This window comes from Serratia surfactantfaciens, from assembly GCF_001642805.2.
In the GTDB taxonomy this organism is placed as follows: domain Bacteria; phylum Pseudomonadota; class Gammaproteobacteria; order Enterobacterales; family Enterobacteriaceae; genus Serratia; species Serratia surfactantfaciens.
Map to the genome: position 1 here is coordinate 3,297,908 of NZ_CP016948.1, position 21,279 is coordinate 3,319,186.

Here is a 21,279-nt window from a genome sequence, read left to right on the forward strand (position 1 = left end):
TGTACTGCCAGCCATACATTATTTTCCTGAGCAAGCACTCGCTTGGAGTTCATATAGAACACGAAGTTCCATATCGCCATTGTTTTTTCTGTTGATGTCACCCTATCCGTGGCTTTTGCCCGGACAGTTAGGCTAACATGAAATTCACTCTTCTTCTGCACACATCATACGTTATGCAACCATCATCTGAACATGTTAGCGATGTACTGATCGTCGGCAGCGGCGCTGCGGGCCTGTCACTGGCGCTGCGCCTGGCGCAGCATTGCAAGGTTACCGTTCTCAGCAAGGGGCCACTCAGCGAGGGGGCCACCTTTTACGCCCAGGGCGGGATCGCCGCGGTGTTCGATGAGACGGACAGCATTGCCTCACACGTTGATGACACTTTGATTGCCGGCGCCGGCCTGTGCGACAAAGAGGCCGTCGAGTTCATCGCCGGCAACGCGCGCCACTGCGTGCAGTGGCTGATCGATCAGGGCGTGCTGTTCGACACCGAGGTCAACGCGCAGGGCGAGGAGCATTATCACCTCACGCGCGAAGGCGGCCATAGCCATCGCCGCATCCTGCACGCCGCGGACGCTACCGGTAAGGAAGTAGAGACCACGCTGGTAGGGAAAGCAAGCGCTCACCCCAATATTTGCGTGATGGAACGCCGCAACGCGGTCGACCTTATCACGTCGAACAAAATCGGCCTGCCGGGCACCCGCCGCGTAGTGGGCGCTTACGTCTGGAACCGCGAGCTGGAGCGGGTGGAAACCTACCGCGCCAAAACAGTGGTGCTGGCGACCGGCGGCGCGGCCAAGGTGTACCAATACACCACCAACCCGGACATCTCCTCCGGCGACGGTATCGCCATGGCCTGGCGCGCCGGCTGCCGGGTCGCCAACCTGGAGTTCAACCAGTTCCATCCGACCTGCCTGTTCCACCCGCAGGCGCGCAACTTCCTGCTGACCGAAGCGCTGCGTGGCGAAGGGGCTTACCTGAAGCGCCCGGACGGCAGCCGCTTTATGCCGGATTTCGACCCGCGCGGCGAACTGGCCCCGCGCGATATCGTCGCCCGCGCCATCGACCATGAAATGAAGCGCCTGGGCGCCGACTGCATGTACCTGGACATCAGCCACAAGCCGGCGGAGTTCATCACCCAGCACTTCCCGATGATCCACGAAAAGTTGCTGACGCTGGGCTTCGATCTGACCCGGCAACCGATCCCGATCGTCCCGGCGGCGCACTACACCTGCGGCGGCGTGATGGTCGATCAGCACGGCCGCACCGATCTCGACGGGCTGTACGCCATCGGCGAGGTCAGCTACACCGGCCTGCACGGCGCCAACCGCATGGCGTCGAATTCGCTGCTGGAATGCCTGGTTTACGGTTGGTCGGCGGCGGAAGACATTCTGCAGCGTCTGCCCTTCATCCAGCAGGCCAAACAGGTGCCGCACTGGGATGAAAGCCGGGTGGACGATGCGGACGAACGGGTGGTGATTCAGCACAACTGGCACGAGCTGCGGCTGTTCATGTGGGATTACGTCGGCATCGTGCGCACCACCAAGCGGCTGGAGCGCGCCCTGCGCCGCATCAACACGCTGCAGGCGGAAATCGACGAATACTACGCCCACTTCCGCATCTCCAATAACCTGCTGGAGCTGCGCAATCTGGTGCAGGTGGCCGAGCTTATCGTGCGCAGTGCCATGGCGCGCAAAGAGAGCCGCGGCCTGCACTACACGCTGGACTACCCGGATTTGCTGCCGGAAGCGCTGCCGACCATCTTGCAGCCTTAAACCATGCGACAGGGCGCCTTATCGGCGCCCTTTTCTTTTCAGTAGAACAGGTAAAAGTCGGCTATCAACCGGCGGAAATCGTCGGTATAGCTGCCGTCGGCCTGTTTGATCGCCAGCGCCTGCTCCCGCAGCGGCGTTTCCTTACGCGTCAGCGCCAGCAGCACCCGGTGCAGCGGCGTGTCGGCCCGATCGCTGACGTTCACTTTCGCCGCCGTGTGCCAGCCGCTTTGCTGCGCCAATAGTTCAAATTCGGCGCCGATGTCGTGCGGCAGCACCACGCAGAACGTTCCTTGCTCCACCAGCAGCTGCGCCGCGCAGGCCAACAGCGCGTCGTGCGTCAGGGTTTCGGTGTAACGCGCGTTGTGGCGCGCCTGGTCGCGGCAGGCCACCGCCGGCTCGAAATACGGCGGGTTGCTGACGATCAGATCATACTCAGCGGCATGCTGTTGCGCATAATGGTGGATATCCTGCGCATGCACGCGGATGCGCTGCGGCCACGGCGATTCTGCCGCGTTTTCGCGCGCCTGGCCGGCGGCGGCTTCATCCAGCTCCACCGCGTCGATGGTCACTTCATCACCGCTGCGCTGCGCCAGCATCAGCGCGATCAGCCCGCTGCCGCTGCCGATATCCAGCACCCGGCGGGCCTGCCCCAGCGGCACCCAGGCACCGAGCAACACCCCGTCGGTGCCCACTTTCATGGCGCAACGATCGTGGGCGACAAAGAATTGTTTAAAGGTAAAACCCCCGCGGCGCGGGGTAAAATCGGCTTTCGAACGCTTGCTCACACTCATCACCTGGCTATAAAACTGGCGTAGCATAAGGCAATCTGATGGGCGGGAAAAGAGCGGCTTTCCGCTTAAATAGGTGAAGATCGCGGCCAACCCGTCTATAATCGGCGCCCCAAGTAGAGGTAGACCATGACAGCAACCACTTTTTCCGAACTCGAACTCGATGATCGCCTGATCGACGCGCTGCGCGACAAAGGCTACGATCGCCCCACTGCCATTCAGGCCGCTGCGATCCCGCCGGCGATGGACGGGCGCGACGTCTTAGGTTCGGCTCCGACCGGCACCGGCAAAACCGCCGCCTTCCTGCTGCCCGTGTTGCAGCACCTGCTGGACTTTCCACGTAAGAAATCCGGCCCGCCGCGCGTGCTGATCCTGACGCCAACGCGCGAACTGGCGATGCAGGTCGCCGACCAGGCGCGTGAATTGGCTGCTCATACCTCGCTGGATATCGCCACCATCACCGGCGGCGTCGCTTACATGAACCACGCGGAAGTGTTCAGCGAAAACCAGGACGTGGTGGTCGCCACCACCGGCCGTTTGCTGCAATACATTAAAGAAGAGAACTTCGACTGCCGCGCGGTGGAAACCCTGATCCTCGACGAAGCCGACCGCATGCTCGACATGGGCTTCGCGCAGGACATCGAAACCATCTCCGCCGAAACCCGCTGGCGCAACCAAACGCTGCTGTTCTCCGCCACGCTCGAAGGCGAGGCGATCCGCGAATTCGCCGAGCGCATCCTGAAAGAGCCGGTGGAAGTGGAAGCCGACCCGTCGCGCCGCGAACGCAAAAAGATCCTGCAGTGGTACTACCGCGCCGATGACGTGCAGCACAAAACCGCGCTGCTGATCCACCTGCTGAAGCAGCCGGACGTGCAGAAATCGGTTATCTTCGTGCGCAAGCGCGAACGCGTGCACGAGCTGGCCACCTGGCTGCGCGAAGCGGGCATCAATACCTGCTATCTCGAAGGCGAAATGGTGCAGGCCAAACGCAACGAAGCGGTTAAACGCATGATGGATGGCCGGGTTAACGTACTGGTCGCCACCGACGTCGCCGCGCGCGGTCTGGATATCCTCGATATCACCCACGTGTTCAACTTCGACATGCCGCGCACTGCGGATACCTACCTGCACCGTATCGGCCGTACCGGCCGCGCCGGGCGCAAAGGCACCGCCATTTCGCTGGTGGAAGCGCACGACCATCTGCTGCTGGGCAAAGTGGGCCGTTACCTGAACGAGCCGCTGAAAGCGCGCGTGATCGACGAACTGCGGCCGAAAACCAAGGTGCCGAACGAGAAGAGCAACGGCAAGCCATCGAAGAAAGTGCTGGCCAAACGCGCGGAAGATAAAGCGAAGAACAAAGAAAAGGCCAAGGTGAAAGTGCGCCATCGCGACGCCAAAAACGTCGGCAAACGCCGTCAGGCGAAGGCCAAGCCGGCCGGCGACGCGGAATAACCGCCGCTGCCTAAGAAAAAACCGCCTGTGCAGGCGGTTTTTTTATGGGCGTTTACTGCTGCGCGTAGTGCGTGGAAAGACGATGCCCCTGCAGCCATTTGTCCAGCTCGCGGAACTGCGCCTTCAGCTCGTCATTCTGCAAATGCGCCGGCGTTTGCGAGAAGTAAAACTGGAACGCGACGCCCTGCTGGTTGCGCGCCTGGGCATCGGCCCCGGCCTGCAACAGCAGCAGCGCCAGGTGTGGCGCGTTGATCTTCGCCGCCAGATGCAGTGGCGTATCCCCCAGCCGATCGCTCAAGGTGGTATCCGCTCCGGCCGCCAGCAACAGCCGCAGCTGCTCCTCACGCCCGGCCAATACCGCCGCCGCCAGCGGCGTAGCGCCGGTCACGGCATTGCGCACGTTCACCTGCCCCCCTTGGGTCAACAGCAACCGCAGATACTGCGGGTCTTGCAGCATCGCCGCGGTGTGTAGCGCGCTGTTGCCGTCCAGCCCCGCAGCCGCTGCGTCGGCGCCGAGATCCAGCAACGTCTGCACGCTGCCCGGCTGCTGCGAAAGCACCGCCCACTGCAACAGCGTGACCTGCCGATCGCCCCGCTCGCGCAAACGATCCTGCGTCGCCTGCGCATGGATGCCCTGCGTATCGCCGCGCGCCACCGCCTGAGCCAGCGCCAGATTGCTGCGGCCGTCAAACGGCGAAATCTCTTGCCCCATCTGTTGCTCCTTAGCCATCATCAGTAAACCGGTCACCGCGACCAGCGCCAGTAAGGCTATCGCCAGCGCCCGCCGCAAGCGACGCCCTTCAGGCATTGGCCTTGGCCTCCCACGGCTTTTGTTCCGCCATCGAGCTTAACACCTTGTCGATGCCGTGCGCCGTCAGGCTGCGATCCAGGTGCTTGCTCGGCCGCCAGTCATCGATGCCGGTCAGGGTATCGTTGTTGGCCAGGGTTATGTTGTGGCCGATAGCGTCCGGGATCAGCGAGGTCGATTCCTGAGTGCTGGTCAGCATGTCATATTGTTCGCTGTAACGGCGAATGCCACCGGCTTCGGCATCTTTCTTCGCCGCCGCCGGATCGATGCCCAGGCGATTCAGGGTGTAATCCGACACTCCGGCCGCGTTGAAGGTGACCGCCGTAGTGCCGGTCGCCAGTGCCGCCGTAGCCGCCAGACCGCCGCCGAGCGAATGGCCGGCGATCACCAGCGCATCGCCAAAGGCCGCCTTGGCGCTTTTGGCGGCGGCAACCGCCTGATTGTACTGCACATCGTCATAGCCCGTCGCCTGCCGCACGTTGCTCAACCAGTCGCGCCAGTCGTTGGTGCCGGCAAACGCCAATACAAACTGCTTGTCGTTGCTGTAAATCCCGGCCTGGAAACCGCTGCCCGCGTCGTGCAGGCTGGCGGGATCGATGCCGAAACCGAGCAGCGCGCTGTCGCTCAGTCGGTTGAACCCGGCGGCGCCCTGGCCGTTCAGCGAGTAAACGTCCTTGGCCAACAGCGCCAACGCATAATCGCCCTCTTGCGATTGCTGCCCCCGGGTAACGCCCGGCGCTGCCGCCGCCGTCGGCGCCGCCGCAGAGAGATCGCCGACCAGCGTATTCAACAGATTCTGCGCATTGAGCGTGTTCTGAGAGGGGGTGGCCACCGGCGCGGGACTTGCCGGCGCGGCTGCGGGCTGCGCCGCCGGTGCCGTCTCGGCGATGACGCGAGGTGTAGGGATCGCGGCCACCGGAGATACTGCAGAGGTAAAACTTAAAGGCATACTCATGCCGACTCCTTGTCGATAGACTTTTTATTGAGCACCTGAATAGGTACTGATTTAGCTATCGGCAGGTCGGATGAGTTCTGTATTAGGAATGCTTAACTTTGTGCAAATTGTGATCCACGTTCGGTTTTCGGCCGCCAAACGCAAAAAGGGAGCCGAAGCTCCCTCATTACTACGATTGCGCCGCCGATCACAGGCTTTCGGTAAAGGTGCGGGCGATAACGTCGCGCTGCTGTTCCGGCGTCAGAGAGTTGAAGCGCACCGCATAGCCGGACACACGGATGGTCAGCTGCGGGTATTTTTCCGGATGCTTGACCGCGTCTTCCAGGGTTTCACGGCGCAGCACGTTAACGTTCAGGTGCTGACCACCTTCTACTCGCACGGTCGGCTGCATTTCCAGCGGCACTTCACGGTATTCGATCTGGCCCAGGTCGCTGACTGCGACAACCTGATCTTCCGCGTAGTTGGCCTTGGCGCACACGCAGCGAGCCTCCGCTTTTTCATCGTCCAGCAGCCAGAAAGAATTCACCAGCGCCTGGTCGTTCGCTTTGGTAATTTGAATACCGGTAATCATTATGTTGCCTCCGTACAAGGGCGTAAAAATTCACGTCGTGAGAAAACCCAATTCTGGTTTCGGCCATTTGGTAAAACCATTGTTGTCTTGTTGTTCTGTATACCAGCCTGACCGGGCCAGTTCTTTGATTAAAGTCAATTTTTACCGGGTAGGCACAACGCGTGAAGGGGCAAATTTATGTTTTATATCAATTTTCCCGTCGCGCCAAAAACCAATTATTTTTGTAAATTTTCAAAAATAATTGCATTGCGCGCGACGGCGAGAAACGAAAAGCGGGTTTCACTGCGCGTGCCGACACGGTAAGCTATAGCCTATGAATTGCTAAAGAAAACAAAGGAGAGCGTTTATGGCCACCTCCCTCACCTGGCATGACGTGATCGGCAAAGAGAAAGAGCAGCCCTATTTTGTTGAAACGCTCGCCTTTGTTGCCGCTGAGCGCCAGGCCGGTAAGACCATTTATCCACCGCAGAAGGACGTGTTCAACGCTTTCCGCTATACCGAGCTGGCGGACGTCAAGGTCGTCATCCTCGGCCAGGATCCCTACCACGGCCCCAACCAGGCGCACGGTCTCTCTTTCTCGGTACGCCCCGGTGTGCCGGCGCCGCCGTCGCTGGTGAACATGTATAAAGAGCTGGCGACCGACATTCCCGGCTTCGAACGCCCGGATCACGGCTACCTGCAAAGCTGGGCCGAGCAGGGAGTGCTGCTGCTCAACACCGTGCTGACGGTAGAAGGCGGCCGTGCGCACTCGCACGCCAACCTGGGCTGGGAAACCTTTACCGATAAAGTGATCGCCGCCCTGAACGAGAACCGTGAAGGCGTGGTATTCCTGCTGTGGGGCTCGCATGCGCAGAAGAAAGGCAACTTTATCGACCGCAATCGCCACCACGTGCTGAAAGCGCCGCATCCGTCGCCGCTCTCCGCCCACCGCGGTTTCCTCGGCTGCCGCCACTTCTCGCAGGCCAATCAGCTGCTGGAGCAGCAAGGCCTCACGCCGATCGACTGGATGCCGCGCCTGCCGCAGGCGTAGCCCAGAGACAAAAAAGGCACCCTCGGGTGCCTTTTTTATGCCGTTGCCGGGGCGATTACGCCTTGGCTTTGGAGACCGCGACCATCGCCGGGCGCAGCAGGCGGCCGTTCAGCGTGTAGCCTTTCTGCATCACCATCATCACATGGTTCGGCTGGTGATCGGCGGATTCCATCATGCTCATCGCCTGATGCACTTCCGGGTTGAACGGCACGTTGACGTCGCCGACGATTTCGATGCCGTACTTGCGCACCACGTCCAGCAGCGATTTCAGCGTCAACTCGATGCCTTCGATCATTGCGGTCAGTTCCGGATTGTTTTTATCCGCCAGATCCAGCGCGCGCTCCAGGTTGTCGATCACCGGCAGCAGATCGCCGGAGAATTTCTCCAGGGCGAACTTGTGCGCTTTCTCGACGTCCAGTTCGGCGCGGCGGCGGATGTTTTCCGCTTCCGCTTTGGCGCGCAGCAGGCTGTCGCGCTCGTGCTGCTGCGCTTCCGCCAGTTGGGCTTCCAGTTCGGCGATACGCGCATCGCGCAGATCGACGCCTTCCGCCGCTTCCGGCAGCGTATCCTCGTGATGAGCGTGTTGTTCCATTTCTTCCGAGACTTGCTCGTTTGGCGTCTTCTGTTCTTTACTACTCATGAATATCTCCGCGTTTTAGCATTAATCTCGCAACTTGGCTTATTATGGGGATCAAAACCGGGGTTTCAAGTCAACCGGTCACAATGTGGGGCATAAACGGGTCCCGGTGAGGAAAATCACAACAAATGAATAAAAAATTCGCCTGTATTGGCATTGTTGGCCACCCGCGTCACCCTTCAGCGCTGGCAACCCACGAGATGCTGTTCCACTGGCTGGTCGCCCGCGGCTATTCGGTGATGGTCGAACGCCAAATCGCCCATGATTTGGGGCTGAAAGACGCCGTCACCGGCAGCCTGGCGGATATTGGCCAGCGGGCCGATCTGGCGGTGGTGGTTGGCGGCGACGGCAACATGCTCGGCGCCGCGCGCGTGCTGGCGCGCTACGACATCAAGGTGATCGGGGTCAACCGCGGCAACCTCGGCTTCCTCACCGATCTCGATCCCGACAACGCCCTGCAGCAGCTGGCGGACGTGCTGGAAGGCGAGTATATCGACGAACAGCGTTTCCTGCTGGAAACCATCGTGCATAAAGAGCACCAGCAGTGCCGCATCAGCACCGCCATCAACGAAGTGGTGCTGCACCCCGGCAAAGTGGCGCACATGATCGAATTCGAAGTGTACATCGACGATCGCTTCGCCTTCTCGCAGCGTTCCGACGGCCTGATCATCGCCACCCCGACCGGATCCACCGCCTACTCGCTCTCCGCCGGCGGGCCAATCCTCACCCCGTCGCTGGAAGCGATCGCGCTGGTGCCGATGTTCCCGCACACCCTCTCCGCTCGGCCGCTGGTGATCAACGGCGACAGCACCATCCGGTTGAAGTTTTCGCAGATCGGCAGCGATCTGGAGATCAGCTGCGACAGCCAGATCGCGCTGCCGATCCAGGAAGGCGAAGAAGTGCTGATCCGCCGCAGCGATTTCCACCTGAATCTGATTCATCCGAAGGACTACAGCTATTTCAACACGTTAAGCACCAAGTTGGGCTGGTCGAAAAAATTGTTCTAAAATCTGCGTCGGCCACTTTACTGTATATAAAACCAGTTTATACTGTATGAAACTACAGTTATGTGTTTATACACAGGAAGGTTCCCATGCTGGCGCAATTAACCATCAGCAACTTTGCTATCGTTCGTGAGTTGGAAATCGATTTTCAACCGGGTATGACGGCGATCACCGGTGAAACCGGCGCCGGCAAATCCATCGCCATCGATGCGCTGGGGCTGTGCCTCGGCAACCGCGCCGACGGCAACGTGGTGCGCCTGGGAGCCGCCCGCGCCGACATCTGCGCCCGCTTCTCGCTGGCGGACACCCCGTCCGCGCGCGAGTGGCTGGAGCAAAACCAGCTGGACGACAGCAACGAATGCCTGCTGCGCCGGGTGATCAACGCCGACGGCCGTTCGCGCGGCTTTATCAACGGCACTGCCGTGCCGCTGTCGCAGCTGCGCGAGCTGGGGCAACGCCTGATCCAAATCCACGGTCAACACGCCCATCAGCTGCTGCTCAAGCCGGAGCACCAAAAAGCGCTGCTCGACGCCTACGCCGACGAACCCGCCCTGCTGGCGGCGATGAGCCAGGCCTATCAACGCTGGCACCAGAGCTGCCGCGAGCTGGCGCACCACCAGCAGCAGTCCATCGAGCGCGAAGCGCGCAAGCAGCTGCTGCAATACCAATTGAAAGAGCTGAACGAATTCGCGCCGCAGGCCGGCGAGTTCGAGCAGACCGACGCCGAGTACAAGCGCCTGGCCAACAGCGGCCAGCTGCTGACCCTCAGCCAGCAGACGCTGCAGCTGCTCGCCGACAGCGACGAGAACAACATGCTCAGCCAGCTCTACAACGCCAAACACCTGCTGATCGAGCTGGCCGGGCTGGACGACAAGCTCAGCGGCCTGTTGGACATGCTGGAAGAGGCCTCGATCCAGATCAGCGAAGCCAGCGACGAACTGCGCCACTACGCCGATCGCATGGATCTCGATCCCAACCGCCTGCACGAACTGGAACAACGCCTGTCGCGCCAAATCAGCCTGGCGCGCAAACACCAGGTCGCGCCGGAAGAGCTGCCGCAGCTGCATCAGCAGTTGCTGGATGAACAGCTGTTGCTTTCACAGCAGGAAAGCGACCATGAGCACCTGAACGAGGCGGTTACCCTGCATCATCAGCAGGCGCTGGCGCTGGCGGAAGAGCTGCACCAGAAACGCCTGCACTACGCGGCCGAGCTGACCACGCTCATCACCGACAGCATGCAGGCGCTCTCCATGCCGCACGGCAAGTTCAACATCGACGTGCGCTTCGAACCGCAGCATCTGAGCGCCGAAGGGGCCAGCCGCACCGAGTTCTGCGTCTCCACCAACCCGGGGCAGCCACTGCAGCCGCTGGCGAAGGTCGCCTCCGGCGGCGAGCTGTCGCGCATCGCGCTGGCCATTCAGGTGATCACCGCCCGCAAGATGGAAACCCCGGCGCTGATCTTTGACGAAGTGGACGTGGGCATCAGCGGCCCTACCGCCGCCATCGTCGGCCGCCTGTTGCGCCAGCTCGGCGAATCCACCCAGGTGATGTGCGTCACCCACCTGCCGCAGGTGGCCGGATGCGGGCATCAGCATCTGTTCGTCAGCAAGCAGACCGACGGCACGGTGACCGAAACCCAGATGGCGCCGCTGGATAAACGCGCCCGGCTGCAAGAGCTGGCGCGCCTGCTCGGCGGCAGCGAAGTCACCCGCAATACGCTGGCCAATGCCAAAGAACTGCTGGCGGCATAAAAAAGCTCAACTTTTTCACTTTCCTGCGGTCTGACAGTGACGCTGTTGGCCCGAGAAATATCTAAAGTGCGCCGCGGCGGCGATCCGAAGCCATCTCAACGGCCTGAAACAGGCCAAGCGCTTGAGGTGCAGAAGGAAAGCCAATGCGTCGCAACGTGAAAGATGAAGGGTATAAAGGTTTCCAACTGCCGCAAGGTCTATTATCATCGGCATCCTATGCCCTAAAGGAATGTGATTACTATGCGCTGTAAAACGCTGACTGCCGCCGCTGTAGTTCTTGTGATGCTGACTGCAGGCTGTTCTACTTTTGAAAAGGTGGTTTATCGTCCTGACATCAACCAGGGGAACTACCTGACGTCGACCGACGTGGCGAAAATCCAGAAAGGGATGACCCAGCAACAGGTCGCTTACACATTGGGCACCCCAATGCTGCAAGACCCGTTCGGGACTCAGACGTGGTTCTATGTGTTCCGCCAGCAGCCTGGCCATGAAGATATCACCCAGCAAACGCTGACGTTGACCTTCGACAGCGCAGGCGTGTTGACCGATATCCAGAACAAACCGGCACTGACCAAGTAATCGGCGCCGCCCGCTCTTCCGGCCCATGAGGAGGCATGATGTTCCTCATGACAGTCGCAGGCTGCAACGCGGAAGAGAGAATCAGTTTCAGATAAAAAATAAGGCGCTCATAGCGCCTTATTTTTTTGCCTTTTCTGCCCGTTGCCGGCGCAGTTCTTTCGGATCGGCGATGAGCGGCCGGTAGATCTCAACCCGGTCACCGTCGTTTAGCGTGTCGCCCAGCTTGGCCGGCCGGCTGTAGATACCGATTTTGTTGCTCTTGAGATCGATATCCTGACGCAGCTCCAGCAGGCCCGAAGCCGCAATCGCCTGCTCGACGCTGCTGCCCTCGGCCAGCTTCACCTTGCGCAGGTACTGGCGCTCCGGTAAGGCGTACACCACCTCGACCTGAATGTCAGACACTGTAGACCTCTTTCGCGCGCTGGGTGAATGCCTGCACCATGCTGCCCGCCAGCTCTTTAAATACCTTGCCGAACGCCAGTTCGATCAGTTTGTTGGTGAACTCGAAGTCCAGGTGCAGCTCCACCTTGCAGGCCTCTTCGCTCAGCGGTGTGAACTGCCAACCACCCATCAGCTTGCGGAACGGACCATCGACCAGCTGCATATTGATGCGTTGGTTATCCAACAGCGTATTGCGCGTGGTGAAGGTCTTGCTGATACCGGCCTTGGCGACGTCCACCGCGGCGGTCATTTCATTGGGGGTAGCGTTAAGCACCCGGCTGCCGGTGCAGCCTGGCAGAAAATCGGGATAAGAATGAACATCGTTAACCAACTGATACATCTGCTCGGCGCTGAACGGCACTAATGCAGACCGACTGATCTGGGGCATATCATTTCCTGTAAGACATAAAACGTACAGATAATACCATTTATCTGGCGGCAAACAAAAAATCTGCTAAGGGATGAGGGAACCAAAAATGCGAAAAATTGCGCAGGTGCTGAACGGGAAAGGATTTCTTTCGCTGAAGCATCCAGTATAATGAACGCACTATGACAAAGAAAAAAGCACACAAACCCGGTTCCGCCACCATTGCCCAAAACAAGCGCGCGCGTTTCGAATACTTCATTGAAGAAGAGTTCGAGGCTGGCCTGTCGCTGCAAGGGTGGGAAGTTAAATCGCTGCGTGCTGGCAAAGCCAACCTCAGCGACAGCTACGTGACGTTCCGTGACGGTGAAGCCTATTTGTTTGGCGCCACCATCACTCCGCTCAACGTGGCCTCGTCGCATGTGGTGTGCGATCCGACACGTACCCGTAAACTGCTGCTGAACAGACGCGAGCTGGACACCTTGCTCGGCCGCGTCAACCGCGAGGGTTACACCGTGGTGGCCTTGTCCCTGTATTGGAAAAATGCCTGGAGCAAGATCAAGATCGGCGTAGCCAAAGGCAAGAAAGAGCACGACAAACGCGATGACATCAAAGATCGCGAATGGCAGACGGCGAAAGCCCGTATCATGAAGCACGCCAATCGTTAAGCCGCTGGCTTATCGAGGTAAACTTCTGGTATACTGCACAAAGTTACTTGGGGCTGATTCTGGATTCGACGGGATTTGCGAAGCCCTAGGAGCATGCCGAGGGGCGGTTGGCCTCGTAAAAAGCCGCAAAAAAATAGTCGCAAACGACGAAAACTACGCTTTAGCAGCTTAATACCCTGCTTAGAGCCCTCTCTCCCTAGCCTCCGCTCTTAGGACGGGGATCAAGAGAGGTCAAACCCAAAAGAGATCGCGTGGACGTCCTGCCTGGGGCTGAAGCGTTAAACTCAATCAGGCTAGTCTGTCAGTAGCGTGTCCATCCGCAGCTGGCCGGCGAATGTAAAGATTGGACTAAGCATGTAGTGCCGACGGTGTAGTAATTTCGGACGCGGGTTCAACTCCCGCCAGCTCCACCAAATACGTCGCCAGTGAACCAGATAGACCCGGCGATAATAGCGAAAAAGCCCACAACTTCGGTTGCGGGCTTTTTTGTTTTTGTGGCACTCAGGGGCGAAGGCCCCCACAACCCGAACGCCCTCTGGCCGGCAAAGGCGAGTGTTCCCGATAGAGACCATGCGTAGCCAGCCGGTTGTGTGCAGCAGCACGTTGCGCATCATAGGGGCGTGTTCGATCCGCCCAGTGCATACCACCGCCTGTACGCTCGCACGCACACCGGCTGATTTAACAAAAAACCCCGCCGCAGCGGGGAAAGCTCAGGAAGCTTTTTTCGCCATAATCTCGATGATCTGCCTGTCGGTGTGCTGCATCGAGCGGCTGGCCAGCGCGCAAAGGTTGGCGATCGACTGCTCAACATCATTCGCCACGATCCCCTCGTTGCCGGTTACCGCCGTGTCGTCCAGCGCCATCAGCACCGCCTTCCACGCCGACGAGGCGCTGGTGGAAACCTTCATCGCACAGCTGTTGGAAGCGCCATCGCAAATCATCCCGCTCACATCGCCAATCATGCTGCCGATGGCCTTGGCGATGGTGTCGTACCGGCCATCCGCCAGCCACGCCATCCCGGCGGCCGCCCCCATCGAGGCGGTAGTGGCGGCGCACAGCGCGGAGAGGCGCGGCAGGCGATAGTGGATATAAATGGCGCTCAGGTGCGACAGCATCAGCGCACGCGCCAGCTGTTCCTCATCGGCCGCGAAGTGCTCCGCCACCACCATCACCGGCAAGGTGGCAGCGATCCCCTGATTGCCCGAGCCGGAGTTGCTCATCGCGGGCAGCGTCGCCCCTCCCATCCGCGCATCGGACGCCGCACTGGTGCGGATCACGATGTCGCTGGCCAGATCGCTCGCCATCAATCCGCGTGCGCGCTGTTTTTGCAACGTGGCACCCACGTGTAGCCCCCACTGGCTGCGCAGCCCTTCTTGCGACAGCGCACCGTTGAGGCGCGCGGCATCGAGAATAAAACGGATATCCGCGAACGGCGCCTGCTCGATGAAATCCACGATCTCACGCAGCGAAGTCTGCTCCAGCACTTGCAGCGGGCATGCCGGCTCGGCGCCCTGCGGCTGCGCCTTCAGCGTATAGAGCGTCTCGCCCTGCCGCTCGATACTGACGATGCGGGTATGCCCGCCGACGATGGTGGCGCTGGCCCATTGATCGCCGGCGTAAACCTTCGCCCGGGAATAGAGGATATCTTCGCAAGGCGACTGTAGCATGACGCGCACCGCCCCCTGCGCCAATAGCCGCTTCGCTTGCGTTATGGCCGCTGCAGAGGCCTTCTCGAGCACTTCCAAACCGCCGTCGGCATCGCCGCCGATAGCCCCCAACGCGGCGGCGATCGGCAATCCCACCATGCCGGTGCCAGGCACCGTCACGCCCATGCCATTTTTCATCAAATTCGGCGAAACCCAGGCTTCAATGCGATCCACCGGCCCCGGTAAATGAGCCGCCGCCGTGGCGCTGGCCAGCGCCAGGGAAACCGGTTCGGTACATCCCAATGCAGGCTTCACCTCCTCCTGCACGACGCGGATGTATTTTTTCCATAATGAAAGACTTTCAGGGTTCAACATAATGACAACCTTAATACCGTATTAGCTCTATCAGGAGAATGCCAGGAACGGGGAGACGCACAGAAGCAAGCCGGTCACGATGATAAGCACCAGCGATGCGCCTTTATATTTGTGCAGCGCCGGCACCTTATGGACCAGCCACGCAGGAATAAGGCAGCCCACCAGGCCGAAGATCGGGCTGCAAATGGATGTGAAGCTCAGCACCGGCGCATTCAGCACAATGGCGCTCCAGGCCAGCAGAATAGCGAACACCATAATGCCGCGCTGCACATAGGTTTCATTGATGTTTTCCAGCGGCAGCTTGCGGCGCAGCAGGTTCATCACGATGCCCTGCGTCGCTTCGCGAAAGCCCAAATAAACACCGAAAAAGGCGGTCATCACGGCGAAAATATTAAGGATCACGCTGACGACTTTGACCCAGGCGGCGCCGTCACCGCTAATAAACTGAGCGGCGATCGCCAGGGCGGAAATGTTCTGCTCATAGGCTTTTACCGCCTCATCATGCCCCATCGCCAGCGTAAAAGAGACGGCATAGAAAAAGACGGTGGTAAACAGAATGCCAAAGGCGATATTCATGGCGCGCAGCGCTTTATGGCGGGCAACCTCAATCGATTTTTCACGCGAGCGGTAGGAAATGACCATCGGGCTAAGCGTCTGAATAAACAGAATCGAAGTCAGAGTAAACGGCAGCGTAATAATGGCGTTTTTAATCAACAGCGCCGCCGGTGGCAGCGCGCCGATGTTATTCACATGCCACAGGCCAATCATCGACACGCCGAGCGCCGCCACAACCAGCAGCTTGGTCAGCACCATCAGGCTTGAAAGTTTGAATAGCAGCTGTTCACCGCGCGATGAAATCGCCACTAAAATGCAGATCAGCGCCAGGCCATAAAAAGGGTTGTCGGACAACAGCCCTTCCGTCACGCCGAAGGTGTGCAAATAAGACGCGCTGTCGTTGGTGATGGCGGTGGAATAAACGAACATCCAGATCACCAGCATGACAAAATAGAGTGCGCCGAGTAGGATGCCCCAGTTTTTCCCCAGATAGCCGCTAATCACGCTGGGATAGTCTTTGCACTCGGGCGATTCCGCGAGGGTATTGATAAATAAGCGCTGGAATAAATACATAGCCGGATAACCGATAATAGAGGAGAGCAGAAATACCCACAGCCCCATCAATCCAACCTGCACCGGTAAAAAAACAATGCCGGCACCAATCGCCATGCCGATACTCATAATCACCCAGCCGGTATCGGTACTGTCGAATTTAATTGCCTCACGCCATTCACTTTCCGTCATCTTCGCCCGCAACGCTGGCGACGTGTCATCCAATAGCACGCTATTATTTGAAGCCGTTTCCATAAGGTTCTCGCTTGTGTAGGTAGAGGTTTTTTTTAATAGTTTCTGCACGATGGATAATTCTAAAATGCAGGCGAGTTATCGTTTTAATGTGCGAAATCTTACCCCTGAAACAAGAGAAAAAAGTCACAATATTTGTATGGATTAAGGCTATCAAAGAGAAAAAAATCCCATAAAAAAAGAATAAGAAGAAATAAATTCTATCAAAAACCAGTATGAGAGGCGCATCACATTATCCCAACGCGCCACAATATGAATCACAGACCAGGTGAACGCAGCGTTCCGCCCGTTTTGCATTCGCAGCGCCCGGCAGGCTAAACCGCATACCGGGCGCTCCCTTTACCGCCCCTCTTTCTCCCCCAGGAAGAAATACCATAGCGGAATGGAAAGCAGCAGGGTGAATACCAGCGTATACAGCAACACCATCAGGCTCTGCATCACGATCATCTGTGCGCTCCAGGCGCCGATCGGCAGCTGAAACTGCTCGACGGTGCCGCCGAGGATCGCCTTGCCCAACACGCAGCCGACCGCCACCGCGACCGTCGCCACCGCAGCACGGAACTTACGCACCTCTACGCGCCGAGCGGCCGCTTCCGGCGTTTCTTCGCCATGCCCCTGCCGTTGGCCACGCCAGCGCCACACGTCCGCCACCAATAGCGCCGCGAGACTCACGCCCATCAGCGGCAGACAATAGCCCAAGGCTACGGCGATCGACAGCGTGATTACCCGCGCCGGCAGGGAAAGCGCCAGCCAGGCGGCGACCAGCGTCTGCACCGGATGCTGCGCACCCGCAGCCGGGCGGCGCATCCACCACATGCGGTACCCCAACACGATCGTCAGGCACAGCCCAAGGCCAAACGCCGCCAGCAGCAGCTGATTCGGCAAGCCGAATAGAATACCCATGTGGGCGTCGATACCCCAGCGGGTCAGCTTGGCGATGAGCGGGAAGGTGCTGAACCGCACCTGGTCGACGACGGCGAAGCTCTGCGGCGCGATGGCGACCGCGTCCACCTGCGTTGGCCAGCTGCGATCCACTTCGGTCACCGTCCAGGCTTTACCCTCGCCCTTCGGCTGGCGCAGCTCTATCTTGGCGGTATCGATCCCGGCGGCGCGCGCGGCATGCAGCGCCCGATCCCAATCACCGTTCAGCGCATTGGCCTGTGCGGCAGGGTTCATCTTCATGCCCGGCATCATACCGCGGTGCTCGGCGTGCGGATCGGCCGGCGTCTGCGGCGCATCGGCCTGCAGGCTGGCGTTGACCTGCGGCGTTAGCCAGCCCAGGTTGGCCCGCAGCGCATCGATGTTGCCGCCGGCCCACTGCGACCAGGTCAGCCCGGTGGCCGAGAAGAACAGCAGCCCGGCCAACAACGCTACGCCCAGCGTGATATGCAACTGGCGGCTGGCGGCGAAACGCCCTTTTGCCCTTTTCAGCTTGCGCTTCGGCCGCGTCGCCAGCCACAGCGCCACGCCGCCCAGCGCGGCCACCCACAGCCAGGAGGCCGCCAGCTCGCTGTAATTGCGGCCCAGGTCGCCGAGCAGCAGGCTGCTGTGCAGCTTATCCAGCCAGGTGCGCAGCGGCAGCACGCCGGAGGTGCCATACACCGTCATATCCCCCTTGATCGCCAGGGTGTAAGGATCGACAAACAGCGCGCGCGACTCGGAAGCGCCCAGATCGCCTCCCACGAACTGTACGCGCGTGGTATCCGTCGCGCCGGGCGCCGGGCGCACGGCGTAAATGCGCGTCTCGGCACCCGCCACGCGGCGGGCGGCGGCGATTTGGTCGGCCAGCGATCTTGCCTGTCCGTGCGGTTCGGTGAAAAGCGCATCGCGATACAGCGCCTCTTCAAGCTGCGGCGTCAACACATACAACGTGCCGGTCAGTGCGGCGACCAGAATAAAAGGAGCAACCAGCAGGCCGATATAAAAATGCAGCCGTCTGATCAGGTTCAGCATCGCGCCACGCGGCGATGCGGCAGGTGGAGTTTTGGTTATTGAAGACATGGCCTTTCTCGTTTTTCAAACTGTGCACGCAGGCAAACCGTCCGCAGCGATACGGACGGCGTTACCCATGATCAAGCAATAAGGAAAAACGGCTGGCCGGGCGGCCCGCGCGGGCTCGGCCGCAGGGCAAGGCGCCGAATGGGCGGGGGGACGATGCGCGGCGCGCAAGGCAGGCGCGCAATACGCGCCATCAGCCACAGCAGCGGGACGAATACCCACAGCAGCAGCGGTACGTGAATCAGCAGCTCGCAATAGCCGCAGAAGATCATCTCTGCCGGATCCATGCCATGGTGGCCGGCATGTTCGGCGGCGGGCATCGCCATTCCGTGCATCTCATGCTGCATGGTAGCTGCCGGCTGCGCCATGCCGCTCATCATCTGATGGTGCATCAGCGATTTCGACACCACCGGCGCCACAAACAGCAACAGCACCGCCATAATGGCGATGCTGGCGGCAAAGCGTTGCTGTAGCTGGCGTGGCACTCTCATCGCAGCGGTGAATTAACCCGGTCGGTTGCGAACAAGCGGCCAGTGTAACCTCAATGAACGGTGAGGTGAATGAAAAGCGAAACGTGTGGGATCAGGGAGATCTCCCGCTAACGATTTGGTATCCGCTATAGGCTCTCGACACGACGACGGATTGCCGGCCGACGCTTCTTTCTTGCTGCCCTCCCAATCATGCCCTGGGTGTTTATATTGAGCCTCTTTTTATTAACCGTTTTATAGTGCATATAGAATGAAAACAAACTCAGCAACAACAGCAATAACGCCAAAAACAATAAAATCATCAATGCACCTTGTATTCAAAAATCCATTTACAGCTCATTGCCACGCAAAATCAGCCAGTTATAGAGTTCAACTTTGCGGTTAAAACCGAATTTTTTCATCACGGCCCCACGGTGGGAACTGACGGTTTTAACGCTGATATTCAATTGCATTGAAATTTCTGCCGGCGTGACGCCTTTTGCCAACAGGCGCATGATTTGTTGCTGACGGTGGGTCAAATCTTCTTCAGGCGAGTTAACCCGGCGCTGATAACCAAAATTCTCTCGTTCACGCCACAAGGTATCCAGGTAGAAACGCAGCTGCTGTAAACTTTCTTTTTTTAACAATGCTTGCTGGAGGCGTGCCAAGCGCCATGTCGCAAGGCTGTTTTTTCCCTCACCCAGTGAAAAAAGAATGGTATTCTTGGTTGATGACCGTAAAATCTTGCCAATAAAATAGGCCATGTAGTTACTTGACTCATAAAATATAACATCAGCGTTCTCTAGCCTGTCCTCATTGACAAACACTGCGGATTTATTCTTTTCTTTGAAATACTCAATCAAGAATAATTTCAACCCCTCAGAATGAAACAGGTCGCTATCCAACAAGCCAATATAGACTGGCGCTTTCATATTTACCTCATCGTTATCTGCTTCGCCATCTTTAAAAAGAAAATATCTTTCGCATCAAAAAAAGAGTGCAAATCAGGTTGCCGCATAATAAAAACATTTTTCAGCTATTTGAAGGGCTGGATTCGGCCGATAACGGCGATAGTCTGCAAAGCAGTCCCACCTTCGTCAGGAATAAAGCAATCACGTATTTTCCCGGCGGCAAGACCACATAAGCAGACATGACAGAAAAACACGAAACATAAAAACCAGCATAAGCAACGTTACCGCCAATTTTTCTTTGGGTTAATATGCCGCGTTCTCTTTTCAATATTACACTGGTGCAATAATAATAGTGAAACTCCCAGAGAATTCCCCCTCAAGTTGGGAGGTAAATCCGTTTAATGTTGAGGTAATCCTCAACCGGGTCGGTGATGTCGACGCGGAAATCCTGACGCCATCCCCCAACTTCCTATCATTGATAGTGATATCACTGCGTAATCCACTGGCCTGAGATAAAACAACCGAGTTTATTTGTGTAGGTGAAATGACATAAACAGACATCGCGGAAGAACACGTAACATAAAAATCAGCATAGGCCGAGTTGCCGTTAACCTCCCGGGGGGGCAATGTGCCATGATTTATCTCCAAGACAGGCTGGTCGATCCGGCATACGGTTGGCGGATAATCGCCATAAGTGCAAGCAATATCAAAGGAGTATGCACTTCCAGTACCCCAATTGCTATTAAGATACCCCAGACGCCAGCAAGATTTTCCACCTACACCAGAATTTCTTTTGCCATCGAATCTCTTTCCGAGAAACCCGGCCTTAATAAATAACTTACCTAGCTCCCCCATGGTTTTTGCGTCTCTGGCCCCTGGAACAGTAAACGCTTTAATATCCAGAGCGCCTTCACCAGGGCCAACAGAGTGAAATATAAAGTAAATATCATCATCTTTAACCCCCGGATTTATCGTGCCGGACCAAACGTGCATAGGATTAAACCTCGTATCATTAATATCCCATGACTCTACACTCACCATATCAGCGTACCCAGGCGTCGTCACAACATTTAGTTCATAGGGAGCAGAAAACGCCACCGAAGAATAAAAAGCAGAAACAAAAAAAAGGGGGAAAACTTTCATTTTATGCCACCTGTAATATTATTCATACGCCAAACTAAACGTGGCCACCGCGCCAAACGCCCCGCGCCCAATCGTTTTTCTCTCGATCGCCTGCGGTTCACCGCGCACATAGGCCTGCAACGCGACGCTATTGCCGCCGGCCCGCAAACTGTATTTATCGCTGGTTTTATTCATCGGCAGCGCTTTTCCTTCCGGCGTCTCCAGCCCGATAGCAATCCCCTTCGCCTGGCTGTCGGCGTTAATCGCCAGCAGGCCGGGCAGCGCCAGACTTTCCGTTCCCAGCAAGGTTATCGCCACCGTTTTCCCCAGGCTGATATCGCATTCCGCCAGGTGAATTTCAAACGTCTGCCCCAGCGTGCGGGTATTGAGGTACAGGTATTTGTCGATGATGGTGCCGAAATCCAGTGCGATTTCCTCATCGCCCGGCGCGATCACGCACGGCTCCGCCACCAGCGCGCCATGCAGGCGCAGGTTATTCACCGCCGCCAAGGCCGCGCCAGCGTTCAACACTAAAACCGTGGCCAGCAGGTATGTGCCAATAATCTTTTTCATCGTTT

21 protein-coding genes and 1 other RNA gene are annotated in these 21,279 nt (G+C 58.3%); 8 read left to right on the forward strand and 14 right to left on the reverse strand.

The genetic code is table 11. From position 1 onward, the window contains the following. The first annotated feature begins 173 nt into the window (after window positions 1–173). The gene (nadB, locus tag ATE40_RS15515) at window positions 174–1,775 is read left to right on the forward strand and encodes an L-aspartate oxidase (RefSeq protein ID WP_019452310.1); all 1,602 of its coding nucleotides are present in this window, start codon (window positions 174–176) and stop codon (window positions 1,773–1,775) included. Between the two features lie 38 nt (window positions 1,776–1,813). On the opposite strand, the gene trmN is transcribed toward nadB, so the two are convergent. Beyond that, a complete protein-coding gene (gene trmN, locus ATE40_RS15520) occupies window positions 1,814–2,560 on the reverse strand; it encodes a tRNA(1)(Val) (adenine(37)-N(6))-methyltransferase TrmN (protein WP_420819980.1) in 747 nt (248 codons plus the stop codon). A gap of 132 nt (window positions 2,561–2,692) precedes the next feature. On the opposite strand from trmN, the gene srmB reads away from it, so the two are divergent. Continuing rightward, window positions 2,693–4,015: an ATP-dependent RNA helicase SrmB gene (gene srmB / locus ATE40_RS15525; protein ID WP_016929798.1), complete on the forward strand. Its 1,323-nt coding sequence runs from the start codon at window positions 2,693–2,695 to the stop codon at window positions 4,013–4,015. A 52-nt stretch (window positions 4,016–4,067) separates the two neighbouring features. Here the strand turns inward: srmB and ATE40_RS15530 are convergent, their stop codons facing one another. The 3 genes from ATE40_RS15530 to grcA all read right to left on the reverse strand — a co-directional run bounded on the left by ATE40_RS15530 (window position 4,068) and on the right by grcA (window position 6,349). Continuing rightward, window positions 4,068–4,823, reverse strand: coding sequence for an ankyrin repeat domain-containing protein (locus ATE40_RS15530; protein WP_063919912.1), 756 nt, complete (start codon window positions 4,821–4,823; stop codon window positions 4,068–4,070). Continuing rightward, a complete protein-coding gene (locus ATE40_RS15535; protein WP_063919913.1) occupies window positions 4,816–5,778 on the reverse strand; it encodes a Tle-like phospholipase domain-containing protein in 963 nt (320 codons plus the stop codon). The genes ATE40_RS15530 and ATE40_RS15535 overlap by 8 nt, the downstream gene beginning before the upstream one ends. 187 nt (window positions 5,779–5,965) lie before the next feature. Beyond that, complete coding sequence (grcA, locus tag ATE40_RS15540; RefSeq protein ID WP_004929114.1) at window positions 5,966–6,349, reverse strand: autonomous glycyl radical cofactor GrcA; 384 nt, start codon at window positions 6,347–6,349, stop codon at window positions 5,966–5,968. Between the two features lie 346 nt (window positions 6,350–6,695). On the opposite strand from grcA, the gene ung reads away from it, so the two are divergent. Then, window positions 6,696–7,379 carry a uracil-DNA glycosylase gene (gene ung, locus ATE40_RS15545; protein WP_033635636.1) on the forward strand — a complete coding sequence of 228 codons (684 nt, stop codon included), beginning with the start codon at window positions 6,696–6,698 and terminating at the stop codon, window positions 7,377–7,379. Window positions 7,380–7,434: 55 nt separating this feature from the next. On the opposite strand, the gene grpE is transcribed toward ung, so the two are convergent. Further along, window positions 7,435–8,019, reverse strand: coding sequence for a nucleotide exchange factor GrpE (grpE, locus tag ATE40_RS15550; protein WP_063919914.1), 585 nt, complete (start codon window positions 8,017–8,019; stop codon window positions 7,435–7,437). A gap of 125 nt (window positions 8,020–8,144) precedes the next feature. Between grpE and nadK the strand changes: the two genes are divergently transcribed. The 3 genes from nadK (at window position 8,145) to bamE (ending at window position 11,350) form a co-directional block, all read left to right on the forward strand. Further along, entirely contained in the window at window positions 8,145–9,023 is an 879-nt protein-coding gene (nadK, locus tag ATE40_RS15555) for an NAD(+) kinase (RefSeq protein ID WP_019452304.1), read from the forward strand. An 86-nt stretch (window positions 9,024–9,109) separates the two neighbouring features. Then, a complete protein-coding gene (gene recN / locus ATE40_RS15560) occupies window positions 9,110–10,771 on the forward strand; it encodes a DNA repair protein RecN (protein WP_063919915.1) in 1,662 nt (553 codons plus the stop codon). A 240-nt stretch (window positions 10,772–11,011) separates the two neighbouring features. Then, the gene (bamE, locus tag ATE40_RS15565; protein WP_004929101.1) at window positions 11,012–11,350 is read left to right on the forward strand and encodes an outer membrane protein assembly factor BamE; all 339 of its coding nucleotides are present in this window, start codon (window positions 11,012–11,014) and stop codon (window positions 11,348–11,350) included. Window positions 11,351–11,467: 117 nt separating this feature from the next. Here bamE and ATE40_RS15570 read toward each other — a convergent pair whose 3' ends face one another. Continuing rightward, window positions 11,468–11,752: an RnfH family protein gene (locus tag ATE40_RS15570; protein WP_019452302.1), complete on the reverse strand. Its 285-nt coding sequence runs from the start codon at window positions 11,750–11,752 to the stop codon at window positions 11,468–11,470. After that, the gene (locus ATE40_RS15575) at window positions 11,745–12,179 is read right to left on the reverse strand and encodes a type II toxin-antitoxin system RatA family toxin (RefSeq protein WP_025159544.1); all 435 of its coding nucleotides are present in this window, start codon (window positions 12,177–12,179) and stop codon (window positions 11,745–11,747) included. The genes ATE40_RS15570 and ATE40_RS15575 overlap by 8 nt, the downstream gene beginning before the upstream one ends. Window positions 12,180–12,340: 161 nt before the next feature. Here ATE40_RS15575 and smpB point away from each other — a divergent pair, with 161 nt between their 5' ends. Beyond that, window positions 12,341–12,823, forward strand: a complete 483-nt coding sequence (gene smpB, locus ATE40_RS15580; RefSeq protein ID WP_004929094.1) for an SsrA-binding protein SmpB — start codon at window positions 12,341–12,343, stop codon at window positions 12,821–12,823. A 49-nt stretch (window positions 12,824–12,872) separates the two neighbouring features. Continuing rightward, window positions 12,873–13,236, forward strand: a transfer-messenger RNA (tmRNA) gene (ssrA, locus tag ATE40_RS15585). Between the two features lie 297 nt (window positions 13,237–13,533). Here ssrA and ATE40_RS15590 read toward each other — a convergent pair. From ATE40_RS15590 to ATE40_RS15615, 7 genes are all read right to left on the reverse strand, one after another. After that, complete coding sequence (locus ATE40_RS15590; RefSeq protein WP_063919916.1) at window positions 13,534–14,844, reverse strand: L-cysteine desulfidase family protein; 1,311 nt, start codon at window positions 14,842–14,844, stop codon at window positions 13,534–13,536. A gap of 30 nt (window positions 14,845–14,874) precedes the next feature. Next, window positions 14,875–16,206, reverse strand: coding sequence for an SLC5/6 family protein (locus tag ATE40_RS15595; protein ID WP_063919917.1), 1,332 nt, complete (start codon window positions 16,204–16,206; stop codon window positions 14,875–14,877). Between the two features lie 336 nt (window positions 16,207–16,542). Beyond that, entirely contained in the window at window positions 16,543–18,204 is a 1,662-nt protein-coding gene (locus tag ATE40_RS15600; protein WP_063919918.1) for a DUF2534 family protein, read from the reverse strand. 71 nt (window positions 18,205–18,275) lie between these two features. Beyond that, window positions 18,276–18,692: a DUF2946 domain-containing protein gene (locus ATE40_RS15605; RefSeq protein ID WP_244889047.1), complete on the reverse strand. Its 417-nt coding sequence runs from the start codon at window positions 18,690–18,692 to the stop codon at window positions 18,276–18,278. 326 nt (window positions 18,693–19,018) lie between these two features. Continuing rightward, the gene (locus tag ATE40_RS15610) at window positions 19,019–19,600 is read right to left on the reverse strand and encodes a response regulator transcription factor (protein ID WP_063919920.1); all 582 of its coding nucleotides are present in this window, start codon (window positions 19,598–19,600) and stop codon (window positions 19,019–19,021) included. A 309-nt stretch (window positions 19,601–19,909) separates the two neighbouring features. Continuing rightward, on the reverse strand, window positions 19,910–20,722 hold the full coding sequence (locus ATE40_RS24765; RefSeq protein WP_156785434.1) for an MrpH family fimbial adhesin: 813 nt from the start codon (window positions 20,720–20,722) through the stop codon (window positions 19,910–19,912). Window positions 20,723–20,740: 18 nt separating this feature from the next. Next, window positions 20,741–21,274, reverse strand: coding sequence for a fimbrial protein (locus ATE40_RS15615; RefSeq protein ID WP_063919921.1), 534 nt, complete (start codon window positions 21,272–21,274; stop codon window positions 20,741–20,743). Between the last annotated feature and the right edge of the window lie 5 nt (window positions 21,275–21,279).